This is a genomic window from Streptomyces sp. NPDC043853 (genome assembly GCF_056436025.1).
The window spans coordinates 21444-38059 of the sequence record NZ_JBWKDJ010000009.1; the positions used below are offsets into that span (position 1 = coordinate 21444).

The 16616-nt window shown below is 72.4% G+C and carries 10 protein-coding genes; 3 read left to right on the forward strand and 7 right to left on the reverse strand.

What is annotated here, in order from left to right; translation table 11 throughout:
- Positions 1 to 83 precede the first annotated feature (83 nt).
- Complete coding sequence (locus AC067U_RS23230; protein ID WP_478831664.1) at positions 84 to 3983, reverse strand: SDR family NAD(P)-dependent oxidoreductase; 3900 nt, start codon at positions 3981 to 3983, stop codon at positions 84 to 86.
- Positions 3980 to 4765 (reverse strand): thioesterase II family protein, encoded by a 786-nt coding sequence (locus AC067U_RS23235; RefSeq protein ID WP_478831665.1) that lies wholly within the window; start codon positions 4763 to 4765, stop codon positions 3980 to 3982. The genes AC067U_RS23230 and AC067U_RS23235 overlap by 4 nt, the downstream gene beginning before the upstream one ends.
- 379 nt (positions 4766 to 5144) lie before the next feature.
- Between AC067U_RS23235 and AC067U_RS23240 the strand changes: the two genes are divergently transcribed.
- Entirely contained in the window at positions 5145 to 5909 is a 765-nt protein-coding gene (locus AC067U_RS23240) for an AfsR/SARP family transcriptional regulator (RefSeq protein WP_478831666.1), read from the forward strand.
- Between the two features lie 11 nt (positions 5910 to 5920).
- Here the strand turns inward: AC067U_RS23240 and AC067U_RS23245 are convergent, their stop codons facing one another.
- Complete coding sequence (locus AC067U_RS23245; protein ID WP_478831667.1) at positions 5921 to 7432, reverse strand: tryptophan halogenase family protein; 1512 nt, start codon at positions 7430 to 7432, stop codon at positions 5921 to 5923.
- Between the two features lie 157 nt (positions 7433 to 7589).
- On the opposite strand from AC067U_RS23245, the gene AC067U_RS23250 reads away from it, so the two are divergent.
- Positions 7590 to 9887 carry a S9 family peptidase gene (locus AC067U_RS23250; protein ID WP_478831668.1) on the forward strand — a complete coding sequence of 766 codons (2298 nt, stop codon included), beginning with the start codon at positions 7590 to 7592 and terminating at the stop codon, positions 9885 to 9887.
- A gap of 84 nt (positions 9888 to 9971) precedes the next feature.
- Here AC067U_RS23250 and AC067U_RS23255 read toward each other — a convergent pair whose 3' ends face one another.
- Positions 9972 to 12884, reverse strand: a complete 2913-nt coding sequence (locus tag AC067U_RS23255; protein WP_478831669.1) for an AfsR/SARP family transcriptional regulator — start codon at positions 12882 to 12884, stop codon at positions 9972 to 9974.
- Positions 12885 to 13118: 234 nt separating this feature from the next.
- Positions 13119 to 13415 carry a hypothetical protein gene (locus tag AC067U_RS23260; RefSeq protein WP_478831670.1) on the reverse strand — a complete coding sequence of 99 codons (297 nt, stop codon included), beginning with the start codon at positions 13413 to 13415 and terminating at the stop codon, positions 13119 to 13121.
- A gap of 257 nt (positions 13416 to 13672) precedes the next feature.
- On the opposite strand from AC067U_RS23260, the gene AC067U_RS23265 reads away from it, so the two are divergent.
- Positions 13673 to 14572, forward strand: a complete 900-nt coding sequence (locus AC067U_RS23265) for a 4'-phosphopantetheinyl transferase family protein (protein ID WP_478831671.1) — start codon at positions 13673 to 13675, stop codon at positions 14570 to 14572.
- 366 nt (positions 14573 to 14938) lie between these two features.
- Here the strand turns inward: AC067U_RS23265 and AC067U_RS23270 are convergent, their stop codons facing one another.
- Positions 14939 to 15763, reverse strand: coding sequence for a thioesterase II family protein (locus tag AC067U_RS23270; protein ID WP_478831672.1), 825 nt, complete (start codon positions 15761 to 15763; stop codon positions 14939 to 14941).
- Positions 15764 to 15838: 75 nt separating this feature from the next.
- Positions 15839 to 16564: a sulfotransferase-like domain-containing protein gene (locus tag AC067U_RS23275; protein ID WP_478831673.1), complete on the reverse strand. Its 726-nt coding sequence runs from the start codon at positions 16562 to 16564 to the stop codon at positions 15839 to 15841.
- Positions 16565 to 16616 lie beyond the last annotated feature (52 nt).

A 16616-nucleotide genomic window follows, 5' to 3' on the forward strand; every position in this document is an offset into this window, starting at 1 on the left:
TGGCGTCTACTCCTCGGTCGATCGTCCTGCGCACACGTGGCGTTGGGTCAGCAGGACACCACTGATGACGGATCGGTGTTCGGTCAGTCCGTCGTGTGTCGTTCGATGGTCGCGGCCATTCCCGCGACGGTCGGCATTTCGTACAGCTCCTGGGTGGTCACCCGGAATCCGAGCTTGTTGTCGACGAGCGCCAGGAGCCGGGTGGCCCGCAGGGAATTGCCGCCGAGTTCGAAGAAGGAATCGTCCCTGCCGATGTCCGGACGGCCCAGGGCGTCGGACCAGATCCGGGCGAGGTCGCGTTCCAGCTCCGTGGCGGGCTCGGTGTGGGTGCGGCCGGGCTTGTCCGCGGCGGCGTCGACCAGCAGCTGGGCGGTGTCGACCGCTCCGTAGGCGTCCCGCGGGATACGGGGGACCTCCACGATCCGGACCGGCACCGAAGAGCTTTCCGTATGTTCCGCGATTACGGCACGGATATTGTCTCGTTCAACGCCGTCCCCGACATAGGCGACGACGATTTCCGTCACCTGCAGCGTCTGCGGGACGAGTTCGCCGACGATGCTCTGGTTCTTCAGGTCGAGTCCGACGACCAGGTAGTGCCGGCCGGAGTCGAGGGATTCCAGGAAGAGCCGCAGGCCGGTGTCGGGATCGATGGTGCGATAGCCGCGTGCCTCGGCGGCGGCGGAGCTCTGCGCGGCGTTGATGCCGATTCCGGACCACATGCTCCAGGCCAGGCAGAGCACGGCGCGCCGGCGTTCGTGGCGCCAGTGGTCGGCGAATCCGGCGAGGAAGGCGTTGGCCGCGGAATAGGCGCCGAAGGAATGTCCGCCGAACTCCCCGTTGACGGAGCCGAAGAGCACCAGGGCGGCGCCGGGCCGGCTTTCCAGGACCCGGGCGAGGGCAAGGGTGCCGTGGACCTTGGCCGCGTACTGCCGGTCGAAGGTCTCGCGGGTCTCGCGGGCGAGGACGTGCTTCTCCAGCTCGGCCCACTGGTCCGTCGGGTCGGCCGCGGCCAGGTGCAGCACGCCGTCCAGCGGGCGGCCCCAGCGGGCCTCCGCCGCGGTCGCGGCGGCCTCAAGGGCGTCCGCGTCGGCCACGTCGAGCTGCTCGTACGCGACCTGCCCGAGGGCGGACAGCTCGGCGAGCCGGGCGGCCTTCTCCCCCTCGGCGGGCGAGCGGCCCACCAGCAGGAGACGGGCTCCGTAGGCGGCGAGCAGGTAGGAGGCGATGTCGTGGGCGATGCCGCCGAGACCGCCGGTGATCAGGTACAGGCCGCCCGGGGTCGGCGCCAGGCCGGTCGCGGCGGGGCCTGCGGGCGGGGCCGTGGTGGCGGCGCTGTCGGCGTGGTCTTCGTACGCGGTGAGCGGGACCAGCTTGGGCTGCAGGCGCTTGCCGTCCCGGGCGGCCAGGACTCCGGTGCGGGTCCGGTCGGCCAGCTCGGCGCGGACGGCGGGCGCCCAGTCGACGGGGCACGGGCCGAGGTCGAGCTGCCGGACGGCGAGCGGCGCCGCCTCGGCCACGGCGGTCCGGACGAGCCCGGACAGGTGGCAGGCGCCCAGGTCGACGGTGTCGTGCTGCTGGACGTACAGCCCGCCCGAGCTGACGACGAGGAACAGCGGCCGGCCGAACTCGCCGTCGGCGAGCACGGAGAGCAGGGCGGTGAAGCGGTCGGTGGCGGCGCCGACGCGGGACTCGGCGGCGCCGGAGCGCTGCAGCATGGGCAGGGCCAGCACCACGGTGCCGATCTCCCCGTGCCGGGCGGTCGCCTCGGTGAGCAGGCGGCGCAGGTCGGTGCGGTCCTCGGCGCGGACCCGGTAGACGTCCGGGGAGTCCTCGGAGTACTCGGCGCCGGGGCGGGCGTGCACGAGGCGGCCTTCGATGCCGAGCCACTTCACGTCCTGGTCGGCGCCGATCACCAGGGTGGTGCCGGCCTCCGCCACCGGGGCGGCCGCGGGTGCGGGGACCTCCACCCACTGCCGGCCGAACAGCCAGGTGTCATCGGATGGCTGGGGATCCGGCTCCTCAGCGGCGGGCCCGGCCACCCGGTCGGCGAAGGCGCCGGCCTTGAGGGCGGTGACCAGTGCGGCGCGCTGGATCTTGCCGTTACCGGTCTTGGGGAACTCCTCCACGGTGACCGGGACGACCAGGTCGGGCAGCACGCCGGCCTCGCGGACCAGGATCGCCCGGACCTCTTCGACGGTCCGGGCCAGGTCGGCGGCGTTCCAGGTCGACGGCACGAAGAAGACGGCGAGGTCGTCGGAGCCGGCGCCGGGCTCGCGGAGGCCGACGGCGGCGGAGAAGGTGACCCGGACCCCGTCGACCCGCTCGACGACGCTCTCCAGTTCGTGCGCCATGTAGTTGATGCCGCGGACGATGATCTGGTCCTTCTTGCGGCCCGCGATCACCAGTTCGCCCTCGTGGACGAAGGCGAGGTCACCGGTGCGGAACCAGCCGTCGGCGTCGAAGGCCTCCGCGTTGGCCTGCTCGTTGGCGAAGTAGCCGCGCATGATCGTGGGGCCGGTGATGAGCAGCTCGCCCATCCGCCCCTCGGGGAGTACGGCGCCCCGGTCGTCGACCACCCGGATGCGCACCCCGGGGATGGGCCGGCCCACCCGGGTCAGCACCACGGCGTCCTGGTGGCCGGGGTCGAGGTGGCGGACGGCGGAGCTGAGCGAGGCCGGGTCGATGGCGACCGTGCCGGCCGTGCGGTCCAGGCGGCTCTGCCGGCTGTAGGTGACCCCGGAGCAGGTCTCGGACATGCCCCAGCAGGGCACCATCGCGTCGGCCGGCAGGCCGTGCGGGGCCATCAGTTCCAGGAAGCGGTGGCTGGTGGAGGCGACGACCGGCTCGCCCGCGTTGGAGATCTCGCGGAGGCTGGACAGGTCCCAGGAACCGGCCGCGATCTCCTCGGCACGCTCGTTGAGCAGGGCGAAGGCGAAGTTGGGCGCCCACACGTTGGTGGCCCGGTAGCGCTCGATCCAGTCGAGCCACTGCAACGGGTCGGCGAGGAAGTGGTGGATCTTCGCGTTGACGTGCATGCACTGCAGGAAGACGTCACGGACGTTGTAGTAGGCGACCGTGACGTGGTCGAACGGCATCCAGATCAGGCTGACGTCGTCGGCGGTCAGTCCGCAGTGCCGGATGACGGCCAGCTCGCGGGCGGTCACGGTGCCGTGGGTGTGCTGGACGCACTTGGGCACGCCGGTGCTGCCCGAGGTGAGCAGGTTCAGGACCCGGGTGTCGGCGGTGGCCGGGAACCAGTCCCCGTCCCGCTCGTGCTCGAGGAGCTCCTCGGTGGTGAGGATGCGGACGTCCGGCTCGCCCCAGAGCTCGCGTACGCCGGCCAGCGCGCCCGCGGTGGCCGCGTCGGTGACCAGCACCGGCCGGTCCAGCAGGTTCCAGGCACCCAGCAGCTTGCGGTTGACCTCGTTGGGCTTGGTGTACGAGGTGGCCACGGCCACCGGCGTGGGCACGAAGCCGCCCAGCACACAGGCCCAGAAGGCGGTGAGGTAGGCCCGGTTGTCGTCGAAGACGAACAGGGCGGCGTCCCCGGGCCGCAGACCGGCGGCGCGGAAGCCGGCGAGGACCCGCTCGGCGTCCGCGAGCAGCTCGGCGTAGCTCTGGAAGACGTCCTCGCGGTCGGCCACGAGGTAGCGGGTGCCCTTGTCCGGGGCCTGTTCGGCGGCGGCGCGGAGGGCCTCCTGGAGGGTGGCGGGGGCGTCGGCCGGGACGGCCGGGTCGCCGCCGTAGAGCTCGGCCGGGGGGCCCGCCGGGACGTCGGCGGGGGCCGCGGGGGCCGCAGCCGAGGGCCCTGCCGGGGCGGGAGCGGCGGCGGGGGCGGCGGCCGGGGCGGCGGGGGCCGCGGGCCCGGCGGCGCGCATGCCCTTGCGGGCGACCGCGACCGCGTCGTAGACACCGGGGACGGTCCTGGCGGCGGCGGTGAGGGCGTCGAGCGCGCCCTCACCGAGCAGGTCGGCGGCGGTCACGCGGCCCTCCCCTGGGTCGCGGGGGCGAGGATCGCGCCGGCGATGAGGGAAACGACCTCGTCCGGCTCCTCCAGGAAGTAGAAATGGCCGCCGGGGTAGAGCTCGGTGGCGAAGGCTCCGGTGGTGAACTCGCGCCAGCGGGCCACGTGCTCCAGGGGCGCGCGAGGGTCCTCCTTGCCGGTGAGCGCGGTGATCGGGAGGTCCAGCGGGGGCCCGTCCACGTGCTCGTGGAGCTCCCAGAGGGCGAAGTCCGCGCGCAGGGTGAGGAGGAGGGACTCCATGACGTCCTCGTCCTCGGCGATCTCGGCGTCGACCCCGCCCAGCGAGACCACCTCCGCGGTCAGCTCCTCGTCGGTCAGGTCGTGGAGGCGGGCCAGACCGCTGTCGCCCGGGGCGGGCTGCGCGGACAGGAACAGCTGCTCGGGGCCGCGCGCGCCGCGGGCCCGCAGCGCCCTGGTGAACTCGTAGGCCAGGGCGGCTCCGCCGGAGTGGCCGAAGAAGGAGTACGGCCCGTCGAGGACCGGCCGGAGCGCGTGCGTGAGCACGTTGACCAGCGGCGCGACCTCGGTGAACGGGTCCTCCGCGATGCGGTTCTGACGGCCCGGCAGCTGTACGGCGACCAGCTCGATCTGCGGCGGCAGCAGCGGGACCCATTCCTGGTAGGCGGCCGCTCCGGCGCCCGCGTGCGGGAAGCAGATCAACCGGTGGGTCGGCTCCGGGCGCTTGGCGCGCCAGATGTACGGCGTTTCGGGGACCAGTTCCTGATTGTCCAACGGCAGCATCTGCTGGGTACTCCTCGCTCCGGCGAAGGTTTCTGAACGGGAAGAGCGCGGTCCGGTGTCACCGCGCGGGTCGACACCCCTGCGCGCGGCCGGAAATCCCGCGTCCGAAGAACGACAGCGACGCTGTCGGCCAGAACCTTACGCTCCCCCATGGCGCGAAGTCGCAGGAGCGATAACGGGCTTTGTTAAGCCGTCCCCGCGACGTCCACACCCTCGTTCGGACGGACCTGGGGAGTCAAGCGCGTTCCCGGCGGCACCTGCCGTGTCCCGCCGACAGGACGGACCGGCGACCTCGGAAAGAGGCCCGCGAATCGTGGACAGCACCCCTTTACCGGGCTTACCTCGTATGACGTCGACGCGGAGCTGTGAGGGTATTTCGATGGAGTACGGGATTCTGGGACCCGTGGAAGTGCGGGAGGGTCGCACTGAAATTCCGCTGGACGGTCCCAAGCAACGGACGGTGCTGGCCGCCCTGCTCATCGCCGAGGGTTCTTTCCTCCCCGACGCGGAACTGAGCCGGCTCCTGTGGGGAGACCACCCGCCCAGGACGTTCACGGCCCAGATCTATACCCATGTCTCGCGGATCCGTAAGACGCTCGGCCCGCGCGTGCGCATCGCCCGCCGGCCGCACGGATATCTGCTCGATCTCCGCAGCGGCGATTCCTTCGATCTCGCGGAATTCCGGCGGCTCGCCACGGACGGGCAGCTGGCCCTGCTGTCCGGCCAGTACCCGGAGGCCTCGGCGCTGCTGCGCTCGGCGCTGTCGCTGTGGCGCGGGCCGGTCCTGGCCAACGTGTCGGAGCCGCTGGCGGCCGCCGAGGGCCCGCCGATCGAGGAGGCCCGGATCTCCGTGCTGGCCGGCCGGATCGAGGCCGATCTGGCGCTGGGGATGCACCCGCAGCTGCTGCCGGAGCTGACCCGGCTGGTCGACCGGCACCCGCTGCACGAACGTTTCCGCGCCCAGTTGATGACGGCGCTGTACCGCTGCGACCGGCAGGCCGACGCACTGGCCCTCTACGACAGCGGCCGCCGGATGCTCGCCGCCGACCTCGGCGTCGGCCCCGGCCGGCTGCTGCGCGAGGTGCACCAGGCGATCCTCACCTCCGACCCCGTGCTGCACCGTCCGCGCGCCCGCCGGGACTGACCGTGGGTACGTCAGCCGACCAGCCGGGAGAAGTACTCCCCCTGGGTGGGCAGGCTCGCCGCCAGCATCCGGGCGCTGTCCCGGACGGCGGCGAACTCCTTGCGCGCCACGCCCTCGTCGAGCCCGGCGCCTGCCGCCGGGGTCCTCGGCGGCCGGGCACCGATGCCGAGCAGCACGCAGGCGTACGCCTCCGTGGTGAGGCCGCGCGGGGACGCCGGGGACGGCCCGCCCGCCGGCAGCGGGGCCCGGGCGGGCCGGCCGGCGGGCACGCCGCGGGTCTTGGCGTCCCGCCAGTACTGGGTGTCCTCCCGGGCCGCGACCCGGTAGTGCAGCGCGAGGAAGTCACGGGCCTCGTCGGCCGCGCGGGCGACCGACGCGTTGAAGGAGTCCCGCAGCCGGGGGTCGGCGTGGCCGTCCGGGAAGTGCGCGACCAGCTCCTCGAGGGCCTGGTGGACGAAGGAGGCGCCGGTCCAGGCGAGCGGCTCGACCGAGCCGGCCGCCGCCCCGAGGGCCACGCAGTTGTGCTTCCACGCCTGCCGGGCGCGGCCGGGCCGGAGCCGGCCGTGCCGGGCCCGCACCCCGGCCGCCTCGGGCCCGGCGGCGCGGCGCAGCACCCGCTCGGCCTCCTCCGGGGAGCAGTACTCGCTGCTGTGGACGTAGTCCATGCCGAGCCGGTCCAGGAGCGGGACCGTGCGGATCCAGCCCGCCCCGACGGCGGTGGCCGAGGTGTAGGGGGCGATGCCGCGCACCCGCATGTCGGCGGGGACCTCCAGGGAGACCACGCTGTCGTTGGGCAGGGCGTCGTCGTACGGCACGCGCGGGACGCCGAGGGCCCCCCGGAGCAGCCGCCCGGGGAAGCCGGTGCAGTCGACGAACAGGTCGCCGGGGATCTCCCCGTGCTCCGCGGTGACCAGCCGGTCGATCCCGCCGTGTTCGTCCAGGCGGACCTCGCGCACCTCGCCGGAGAGGCGGCGTACGCCGTGCCGTACCGCGTGGGCGGCGAGGTGTCCGGCGAGCTCGGCGCCGTCGAAGTGGTAGCCGTAGGGGACCTCTCCGGTGTCCTGTCGCCCGGACGGGTCGGACGGACCGGACGGGTCGTCGAGCGGGCGCGGGCTCCGGCCGGCGTCGCACAGCGAGGCGGCGACGAAGCAGTCCCGGTCGAAACGCCCGCTCGGGCCGGTCCGCGGCCACCATTCGGTCAGCGGAAATCCTCCGGCGGACCGTACTTCTTCGAACGGGTGGTAGAAGTGCCGCCCGGGCCGGTTCCAGTCCTGGAAACGGACCGCCATTTTGTACGTGGCACCGCAGGCCGGCATCCATTCCTCTTCCCGCAGGCCGAGGAAGTCGAAGAAGCGGCGAATCTCGGCGGACGTCGACTCGTCACCCGCGTGTTCCGCGGCACCGTTTTCGAGCAATGTCACGGAAATCCGGTCGGAGAGTGCCACTCTGAGATATGCGGCGGCCATCCAGCCGGTGATTCCGCCACCGACGATCACGACGTTCTCGGGATTCCGGGTACCCACTCACACACCTCGGTTCATTTGTCCGTACAGCCTCCGGAATCCAAGGTGACATTCGGTTCTATCAGGCTTCTATACATCTCCTGGCGGTGTCCCGTCGCCGGGACACCGACCCGTTCGAAACCCGTGGTTCACACCCCAGAAGGAAGGGCAACACCCGATGCACTCGACCGAACTTGACCTGCGGGCCTATCAGACGGCGGAGCGTCTTCTCCGGCACCACCGCAAGGAACTCGTCCGGGGTGACAAAGTAAAGCCGCGCTGGCTGGAGGACGGCAGCCGTTTCTGGTACACCGTCGCCACCGCCGAAGGAAAGCGATTCGTCCTGGTCGACCCGGGCACGGGCACGCGCGGCCCCGCCTTCGACCACGAGCGTCTCGCCGCCGCCCTGGCCGAGGCCTCGGGTCAGGAGGTGGACGCGGCCGCGCTGCCGTTCCCGGCGATCCTGCCGACCGAGGGCGCCGTGGAGTTCGACGCCTTCGGCGAGCACTGGCGGTGCCGCCTGGACCACTACGCCGTCGAGAAGGCCCCGGGCGCCGCGCCGGGCAACCCCCTTGCCGTGCCCGCCCCGGACGGCAAGCACGCCGTCTACCGGGCCGGGCACGACCTGCGCGCCCTGGCGCTGGACGGCTCCAGGGACTGGGCGCTGACCTCCGACGGCACCGAGGACAAGGACTACGCCGCCAACCCGGACTACCTGATGTACTCCACGCTGCTGGGGAAGATCGGCCTGCCGCACCTGCCACCGGCCGTGTCCTGGTCGCCGGACGCGCGCAAGGTGCTGACCCACCGCACCGACCAGACCGGTGTGCGCCGTACCCACCTGGTGGACGCGGCACCGGCCGGCGGCGGTGAGCCGGTCCTGCTGTCCCCGCGGTTCGCGGTCGCCGGCGACGAGGCGGTCCCGGTCGCCGAGTTCGTGGTCCTCGACGTCGAGGCGGGCACGGCCACCTTCGCGCAGGCCGAGCCGGTCGGCGCGTCGATGATGTCGCCCATATTCCAGAAGTGGGCCTGGTGGGCCGAGGACAGCTCGGCCGTCTACTACCTGCACCGGAGCCGGGACGCCCGCACCCTGGGCCTGCACCGCTTCGACGCGGTCTCCGGCGAGGTCACCACCCTGGTGACGGAGACCGGCGAGACCCGGGTGGAGCCCTCCCAGCAGCAGCTCCAGCCGCCGCTGGTGAAGGTCCTCTCCGGCGGCTCCGAGGTGCTCTGGTACTCGCAGCGCGACGGCTGGGGACACCTCTACCTCTACGGCGCCGGGACCGCCGGCGACCGCCCGGTCACCCAGGTCACCTCGGGCGCCTGGGCCGTGCAGGAGATCCTGCACGTCGACGAGGAGCGGCGGGTCGTCCACTTCACCGCATCCGGGCTGGTCGAGGGGAACCCGTACCGCCGGACCGTGTGCAAGGCGAACCTGGACGGCTCCGGCTTCACCCGGCTCACCGGGGACGACCTCGACCACGTCGTGACCGTCGCGCCGTCCGCGGACTTCTTCGTCGACTCGGCCTCGGCCCCCGACACCCCGCCGGTGATCACCGTCCGGGACTGGACGGGCGCGGTGCTGGTCGAGCTGGAGCGGGCCGACATCGCGCTGCTGGAGGAGGCCGGCTGGAGCCGTCCGGAGGCGTTCACGGTCACCTCGGCCGACGGCAGCACCGACATCCACGGCCTGCTGTACAAGCCGCTCGGCTTCGACCCGGAGAAGCGCTACCCGGTGATCGACACCCCGTACGGCCTGCCGACCGCGAACCGGGTCAGCCCCTCCTTCGACCCCGGCCACTACGGCTACGACGCCGAGGCGCTCGCCGCGCTGGGCTTCGTGGTGCTCGCGGTGGACGGGCAGGGCTCGCCGGGCCGCAGCAAGGCCTTCCACGACGCCTCGTACGGCAACCTCGGCGACGCCTGCGGCCTCGCCGACCACGTGGCCGCCCTGCGCGAGCTGGCCGCGACCCGGCCGTGGATGGACCTGGACCGGGTCGGGGTCACCGGCATGTCCTCCGGCGGGTACGCCGCCGTGCGCGCGCTGGAGCTGTACCCGGACGTGTTCACGGTGGGTGTCGCGGAGTCCGGCATGCACGACTTCGGCGCGCTGGAGCCGGGGCTCGGCGAGGGCTACCACGGCCCGGTCGGCGAGGCCGACTACGCGCAGGTCTCCACCATCGAGGCCGCCGACCGGATCCGGGGCCGACTGCTGCTGATCCACGGCGGCCTCGACGACCGGGTCCCCCCGCAGCTGACGATGCGCCTGGCGGAGCGCCTGGTGCAGCACGGCAAGGACTTCGACCTGGTCCTGGTGCCGGGCGCCGACCACATCTACTTCGGCTACGAGCACTACGTGACCCAGCGGCGCTGGGACTTCCTGGTGCGCCACCTCATGGGCGTGGAGCCGCCGGCCGGCTTCCGCCTGCCGCCGGTGCCGATCGACATGGAGGCGCTGGCCGAGCTGTTCGGCTGAGCCGCAGCCGTTTCCGCATACGGGAGGGGCCCCCGGTCCGGACGTCGTCCGGACCGGGGGCCCCTCCCGTTGTGCGGCGCGGCCTCAGTCGACCAGGACGCCGAGCGCCTCCTCGGCACGCTGCAGCCACACGGGAGCACCGACCGCGGTGAAGCACTCCTTCGCGGTGCGCAGGTGGCCAAGCGCCGCCTCGGGCTGCCCCTGCCGCTGCCGTACGTGCGCCAGGGCGAGGCTGATCTGGCCGGCCACGAGCGGCTGCTTGATCTCCGCGGCGATGTCCCACGCGTCCACCAGCGTGGTCTCGGCAAGGTCCAGCGCGCCCTTGGCGAGCCGGGTCTCGCCGAGACCGAGGAGCGTGTGGGCGAGGCCGACCATGTCGGACTTCTCCTTGACGATCCGTATGGCCTTGAAGAACGGCTGCTCCGCCTCGTCCAGCCGACCGAGCGTCAGGTGGATCCTGCCCAGCCAGAGCAGAGCCTGGGCCAGCGTGCGGGTGCTCTCCCCGCCCACGCTCTCCTCGACCTGGACGGCGTCCGTGGCGAACTGCATCGCCGCCTCGGGACGGCCCTGCTCGAGTTCGAGCTGGGCCATGATGATCAGTGTGTGCGTCTCGCACAGCCGGTCCCCGAGGGCACGGAAGACGGGAAGGACCTCCGCGCAACGCTGCATGGCCCGGTCCGGCCGCCCCTGGATGCGGTCGATCATCGCCATGGAGCGCAAGGAGATCGCCCGCCCGCTCTGGTCGTCGGCCTCGGTGTAGCACTGCAGCGCCTTCTCGAAGTGGGGCGCGGCGGCCCCCGCGTTCCGCGCCATCTCAAGCGTTCCGAGGCTGTAGTGCATCGCCCCCTGGCCGAGCAGGTCGCCGACCGAGTGGGCGGCTTCCAGCGCCGCCTCACCACAGGTCCGCCAGTCCTCCCGGTAGTTGCGCATCGAGAAGAAGGTCCCCGAACACATGGTCAGGTCCCAGGCGATGTCGGCCAGGCCCGTCCGCGCCGCCTGGCGCACGGAGGCGACCACGGCGGACCGCTCGGCCTCGTACCACTCCAGGGGTGCGGCGAGCAGCTCCTCCATGAGGTAGGAGTCGATCCGCCGGCGCTGGACCGAGCTGTGGGTGGTGGTGTTGTTGGGCTCGAGGAGACGGGCGGCGTCCTCCGTGATGGTCAGCAGGGTGCGGAGGAAACGGGAGATCGCGGCCTGATGGTCCGGCTCGGTCTCCTCCTCCAGAGCGCGTTCCGCCGCGTACAGGCGGAGCAGGCCGTTGAACCGGTAGCGCAGCTGACCGGTGGCGTCCATGGTGACCACCTCGAGGAACTGGGCGTCGACGAGGTGCTCGATGAGCCGCTCGGCGTCCAGGACCTCGTTGTTGAGGAGCGCCGCCGCCACCCATGCGGTGAAGTCCGGTACGTCGAGCAGGCCGAGCCGGCGGAACAGCCTGGCCGACTCCTCCGGCAGGTACCGGTAGCTGAGGGCGAAGCTGGCGCGGATCTGCGACTCACCCTGGCTGAGCTCGTCCAGTCGACGCCGCTCGTCGCTCAGCCGCGAGACCAGGAACCTCACCGGCCAGTGCGGCTTGGAGGCCAGCCGGGCGGCAGCGATCCGCAGCGCGAGCGGCAGCCGTTCGCAGAGCTCCACCAGGCGCACGGCGTCGGCACGAGCAGGGCCGATCCTGCGCTCGCCGACGATGGTCGTGAGGAGCTGGACGGCCTCCGGCTCGGAGAGCACGCCCAGATGGATGCGTGCCTGCGAGGGCCAGGCGACGAGCTGTTCCAGCTGGTCCCTGCTGGTGACCAGGACGCAGCAGCGGCCGCTGCCGGGCAGCAGCGGACGGATCTGGGTGTAGCTGCGCGCGTTGTCCAGGATGATCAAAACCTGCCGGTCCGCCAGCAGGCTGCGGTACAGCGAGATCCGCTCGTCCAGCTCGGTCGGGACCTGCTCCGCCGGTACGCCGAGGGAGCGCAGGAAGCGGCTGAGCACTTCGTGGGTCTTGGTGGGGTCGTGGTGTTCGTCGTAGCCCCGCAGGTCCACGAAGAGCTGTCCGTCCGGGAAGTGTTCGGCGGCGCGGAAGGCCCAGCGTGTGGCGAGTCCGCTCTTGCCGACACCGGCGGCTCCGGTGATCACCCCGATGGTGGAGGACCGGTCCCCGGCCGAACCGGACACCAGGCTGTCGAGCGCCTTGAGTTCCTCGGCCCGTCCGGTGAATCCTGGGATGTCCGGGGGGAGTTCCGACGGGATCGCCTGGACCGGAGCCGGGGCGCGGTCGGCAGTGGGTGCCACGGCGGCCAGAGAGGGATCGTCCCGGAGGATCGCGTCGTGCAGTTCCTGCAGATCGGGTCCTGGTTCGATGCCGAGTTCGTCGATGAGCTGGCGGCGGGCGTCCCTGAAGGACTCCATGGCGTCGGCGCGCCGGCCCGACCGGTACTGCGCGAGCATCAGGTGGTGGCGGAGGCGTTCCCGCAGGGGGTGTTCGCGCACCATGGCGACCAGTTCGGGGATGAGCTCCTGGTGCTGGCCCAGTTCCAGGTGGACGAGGGTGGAGTCGTCGTAGGCGTTGAGCCGGTGTTCCTCGAGGCGGTCCGCCTCGTCGTCGATGACCTGTCCGCCGACTCCGGCGAACGCGGGTCCGCGCCACAGGGCGAGCGCCTGCGCGTAGCAGTGCGCGGATTCCTGGAGCCGGCTTTCCTTGGCGTGCTGTTCCGCCTTCTGGACGAGCCGGGAAAACACCGTCGAATCGACCTGGTGGCCGTCGGACTTGAGGAGATAACCGGGGTGGGCGGTGACGATGACATCGTCGACGACGCCGACGCCCTTGAAGATTTTGCGCAGTGCCGCGACACAAATCGCCACCTGCGTCCGTGCGGTGGTGGGCGGATTGTCTTTCCAGACCGTCTCCACCATGGTGTCCACCGGTACGACTCGTCCGGGGGTGAGCAGCAGCAGCGCGAGAATGGTTCGCTGGCGTGCTCCGCCGAGCGATACGCCTTTGTCGTCTGCGGTCACTTCGAGTGGTCCCAGGACCTTGAAGCTGAGTTGTTCCCCCACCTCGCCCCCTCATGCGGAGTCCCTGTATTTCGGCGGCTTCCAATGTAGGTCACAGGGACGGAAGTTCCAGCCGGGAACGGGCTCACTTACGCAGGTCGGGACGCCGGCGACGGGCGGTCTGCCGGGGGTGCGCGGCGGGAGGCGGTGCGCCTCGAACACTACCGCGGGGGTGGGCTGCCGGACTGCGGTGTGTCAGGCCCAGACGGTCTTGGGGGCGACCGGCTTCGGCGCCGGCCACGGGGCCAGCTCCGCCGGGACGACCTGCGCGGCCTCGGCACCCTGAGGGGCGACCGGCTTCGGCGCCGGCCACGGGGCCAGCTCCGCCGGGACGGCCTGCGTGGCGGTCTGCACCGTGACCGGAGCGACGGGCTTCGGGGCCGGCCACGGGGTGAGCTCGGCGGAGGCCAGGCCCGCGGAGGCGAATATCGCGGTGCCGGCGACCAGGGTGACGGTGAGGGACTTAACGGCGGCGGCGAGGGTCTTGTTCATGGTTTCCGTCTCCTTCTCGGGTGGCCGCCTGCCTGTCTGACCTGCGGCTTCTTCCTTCTGCCGAGAAAATTACGGAGCTGCTCTTTCGCGCTGTTATCTCTTCCGCACCGCCCTTCGATAACGGCGATAACGGCGATATCGGGGGGAGGGATAACCACCCCGGGGACGGAGGATTTCCGGCTACCCGGTCACCCCGCCGCGGCGTTGACTCGTTGCAGCGGCAGACGCACTGCCGCTTACGGAGGTGAATCCCTTCCATGACCGCATTCACCGGCGCCGGCACACTGCCGGCGCCCACCGAAGGCGCCACTGCACCGCAGCCCCACGCCGAAGCGCACGTCTGGTCCCTGCGGCCGCTGGAGCGGCCGCAGTCCTGGTTCGGACTGCTCGACAGTGCGGAGCTGACCCGGGTCCCGTCCTTCGCCCACGAGCTGGACCTGGCCCGGTTCGTCACCGGGCGGACCCTCGCCAAGACGGCGCTCGCCAGGATGGCGGGCACCGATCCGGAGGCCGTCAGCCTGCGTGCCCGCTGCCCGGGCTGCGGCGGGCCGCACGGGAAGCCGCAGGTGGTCGGCCCGGCCGCCGGCTGGGAGCTGTCCATCACGCACTCGGGTGACGTCGTGGCGGTGGCGCTGACCCTGGGGGGCCCGCTGGGCATCGACGTGGAGCGCTGGGAGCCGTGGGCGGGCCCAGGTCTGCCACCGGAGTACGACCTGGTGCTCACACCAGCCGAGCGGGCGGCCGTCGACCGGCTGCCGGAGGAGCGCCGTGCCCGGGCCGGACTGACCTACTGGACGCGCAAGGAGGCCGTCCTGAAGGCGACCGGTGAGGGGCTCAACACCCCGATGACGGACTTCACGCTGTCGGGGCCGGACGAGCCGCCCGAGCTACGGTGCTGGCACGGCCCGGACGCCGCGCGGCGGCCGCGGCCGGCACTGGCCGACCTTTCCCTGGGCGGGGACTACCACGGCGCGGTGGCGGTCCTGGGGGCCCGGTCGGTGCGGGCGCTGGTGCACAGCGGCCCGGACCTGCTGGCCCGGACCCGTAAGCCGGTCGTCCCGCGGGGCCGGTCGGAGCCGGTACGGGTGATCGCCACGGAGCAGGTGCCGCCGGCGCTGGCCGGGCAGGCCCGTTCCCCGTCGGGCGCGGTCCGCTGACCGGGAGGACACGGGGCCGGCCGCCGAGCGAGCGGCCGGGCACGACACGGCCGCGCCGGTCCCGTACGCGTTCCCCACCAGGCCCGGGGGGTCTTCCCCCCCGGCCGGCCCCGAGAGCGGGCACGACAGGCAGCGGGAGCGCGGCTCCCCCGGACCCCCTTGCCATGAGGCACCCGGTGACCACTTCGTACGGCCGCACGCCGGCCACCGCACTTCCTGGACGCTGCGGGAGATCCCCACCAGGCCAGGTCCACGGCCGCCCCGACATGATCGCGGGCCGGGCCGTGGCAGAAGGAACCACGGACGGAACGGACCTGTGCCCGGCGGGTACTCCGCCGGGCACAGGTCCGTTCCGTCCACGAGCCGCTATGACCGGGTCGCGCTCCACGCGGGGTGCACGGAGGTCATGGCCTCCAGGTCGGCCGCGAGGCGCTCCACAAAGGGGCCGGGCCGTTCATGGAGGAAGAAGTGGCCGCCGGGGAAGGACGCGAACGCCCTGCGCCCCTCGGTCTCGTCACCGTCCCACGGCCAGGCGTCGGCCTCGCCGACGAGCGGGTCCGACTCCCCGGTGTACACGCGCAGTTCGCAGGGCAGCGGGGCCTCCCTGCGCGGCACGTGCCGGGCCAGGATCTCCAGGTCGGCGCGGAGCACCGGCAGGTAGAAGTCCAGGAACTCGGGGTTGTGGCGGAGTTCCGGCGGCAGGCTCTGCGAGTGGTCGAGGAGGGCCAGCAGGTTCTCCTCGGTGCTCGCGGCACCGTCCCGCCAGCGGTCCGGTGCGGGCCGGGCGGGGGCCGGGGCGGCCACCGACACCAGGCCGCGGACGGGCCGCCCGCTGTAGTGGCGCAGGGCCAGGCACAGTTCCCAGCCGATCACCGCGCCCATGCTGTGGCCGAGGACGACCGTCGGCAGGGCCGGGTCGGGCAGGGATTCCAGGGCGGTGATCACGCCGTCCACCACGTCGGCCATCCGGGTGAGCGGTTCCTCGGTCAGCCGGCTTCCGTGGCCGGGGAGTTCCACGGCCACCACCTCGGTCCCGGCGGGCAGCGAGGCGGCCCATTCCCGGTAGAGGTGGGCGGCCCCGCCGGCCGGAGGCAGGCACAGCAAGCGCCTGCGGGCGGTGGCCTCGGTGGTGCGCGGGGCGTACCAGTGCTTCAGCCAGGCGGACGGTCCGCTGTGTGGTCTGCCGTGCATCGGTTCGGGCTCTCCCTGTTCCTCGTGGTGGCCGGGGCGGGGCTGCGCGGGAGGCGGAGACCGTCGCCCTCGGGATCACGCTGCCTGTTCGAGTTCGAGGCGGTGGGCGCGCAGCCATTCGTAGTACGGCAGTTGGTCGTCGTAGAGCTCCGCCAGGTACGGGTCGCCGTGTACGGTCTCGGCCGCCCGGCCGGGGCCGACGGCCGGCCCGGGGTCCTCACCGGCGGCCGGCTGCGGGTGGTGCGGCAGGCCGGTGCGGGCGGCGTAGGCGGCGGCGACGGCCGCCGGCCGGTGCGCCAGGTCGTCCGCGTCCACCACCACGGGAACAGTACCCGAGGCCATCCGGGCCAGCTCGAAGATCTCCCAGCAGTGGCCGAAGCCGACCTCCTCGGAGGTGAGCTCGGGGTTGTGGGCGTAGTGGGCGGCGATGACCTCGGCGGGGTCCCGGATGACGAAGGTGTGCTGGATCCGGGACGTGAAGCGGGGATCGGTGAGGAGTCCGGGGTGCCGCCGTCCGGTGGTGTCCGCGAAGTACACGGGCCGGGCGCCGGGGCCGTGGGCGAGTTCCAGTACGCCGTCGAGCAGCGCGGTGTCGTTGTCGTAGGTACGGCCCCGGTGGCTGAAGCTGCCTTCGGCGGCGCGTCTGTTGAAGGGTTCGTGGAGGACGGTGACGTCCCCGCGTCCGCTCATGATCCGTGCCAGTGCGGTGGACCTGCAGCGCGGCGGGCTCCACGTGGCGATCACGTGCAGCCGGTCGTGCAGCAGGTGGACCGTTCCGGGTGCGGTGGCGACTTGGGTCATGTTCCTCTCCCCGCTGTCCGACAGGACGGTGTCCGCCCCAGAACCAAGCAGC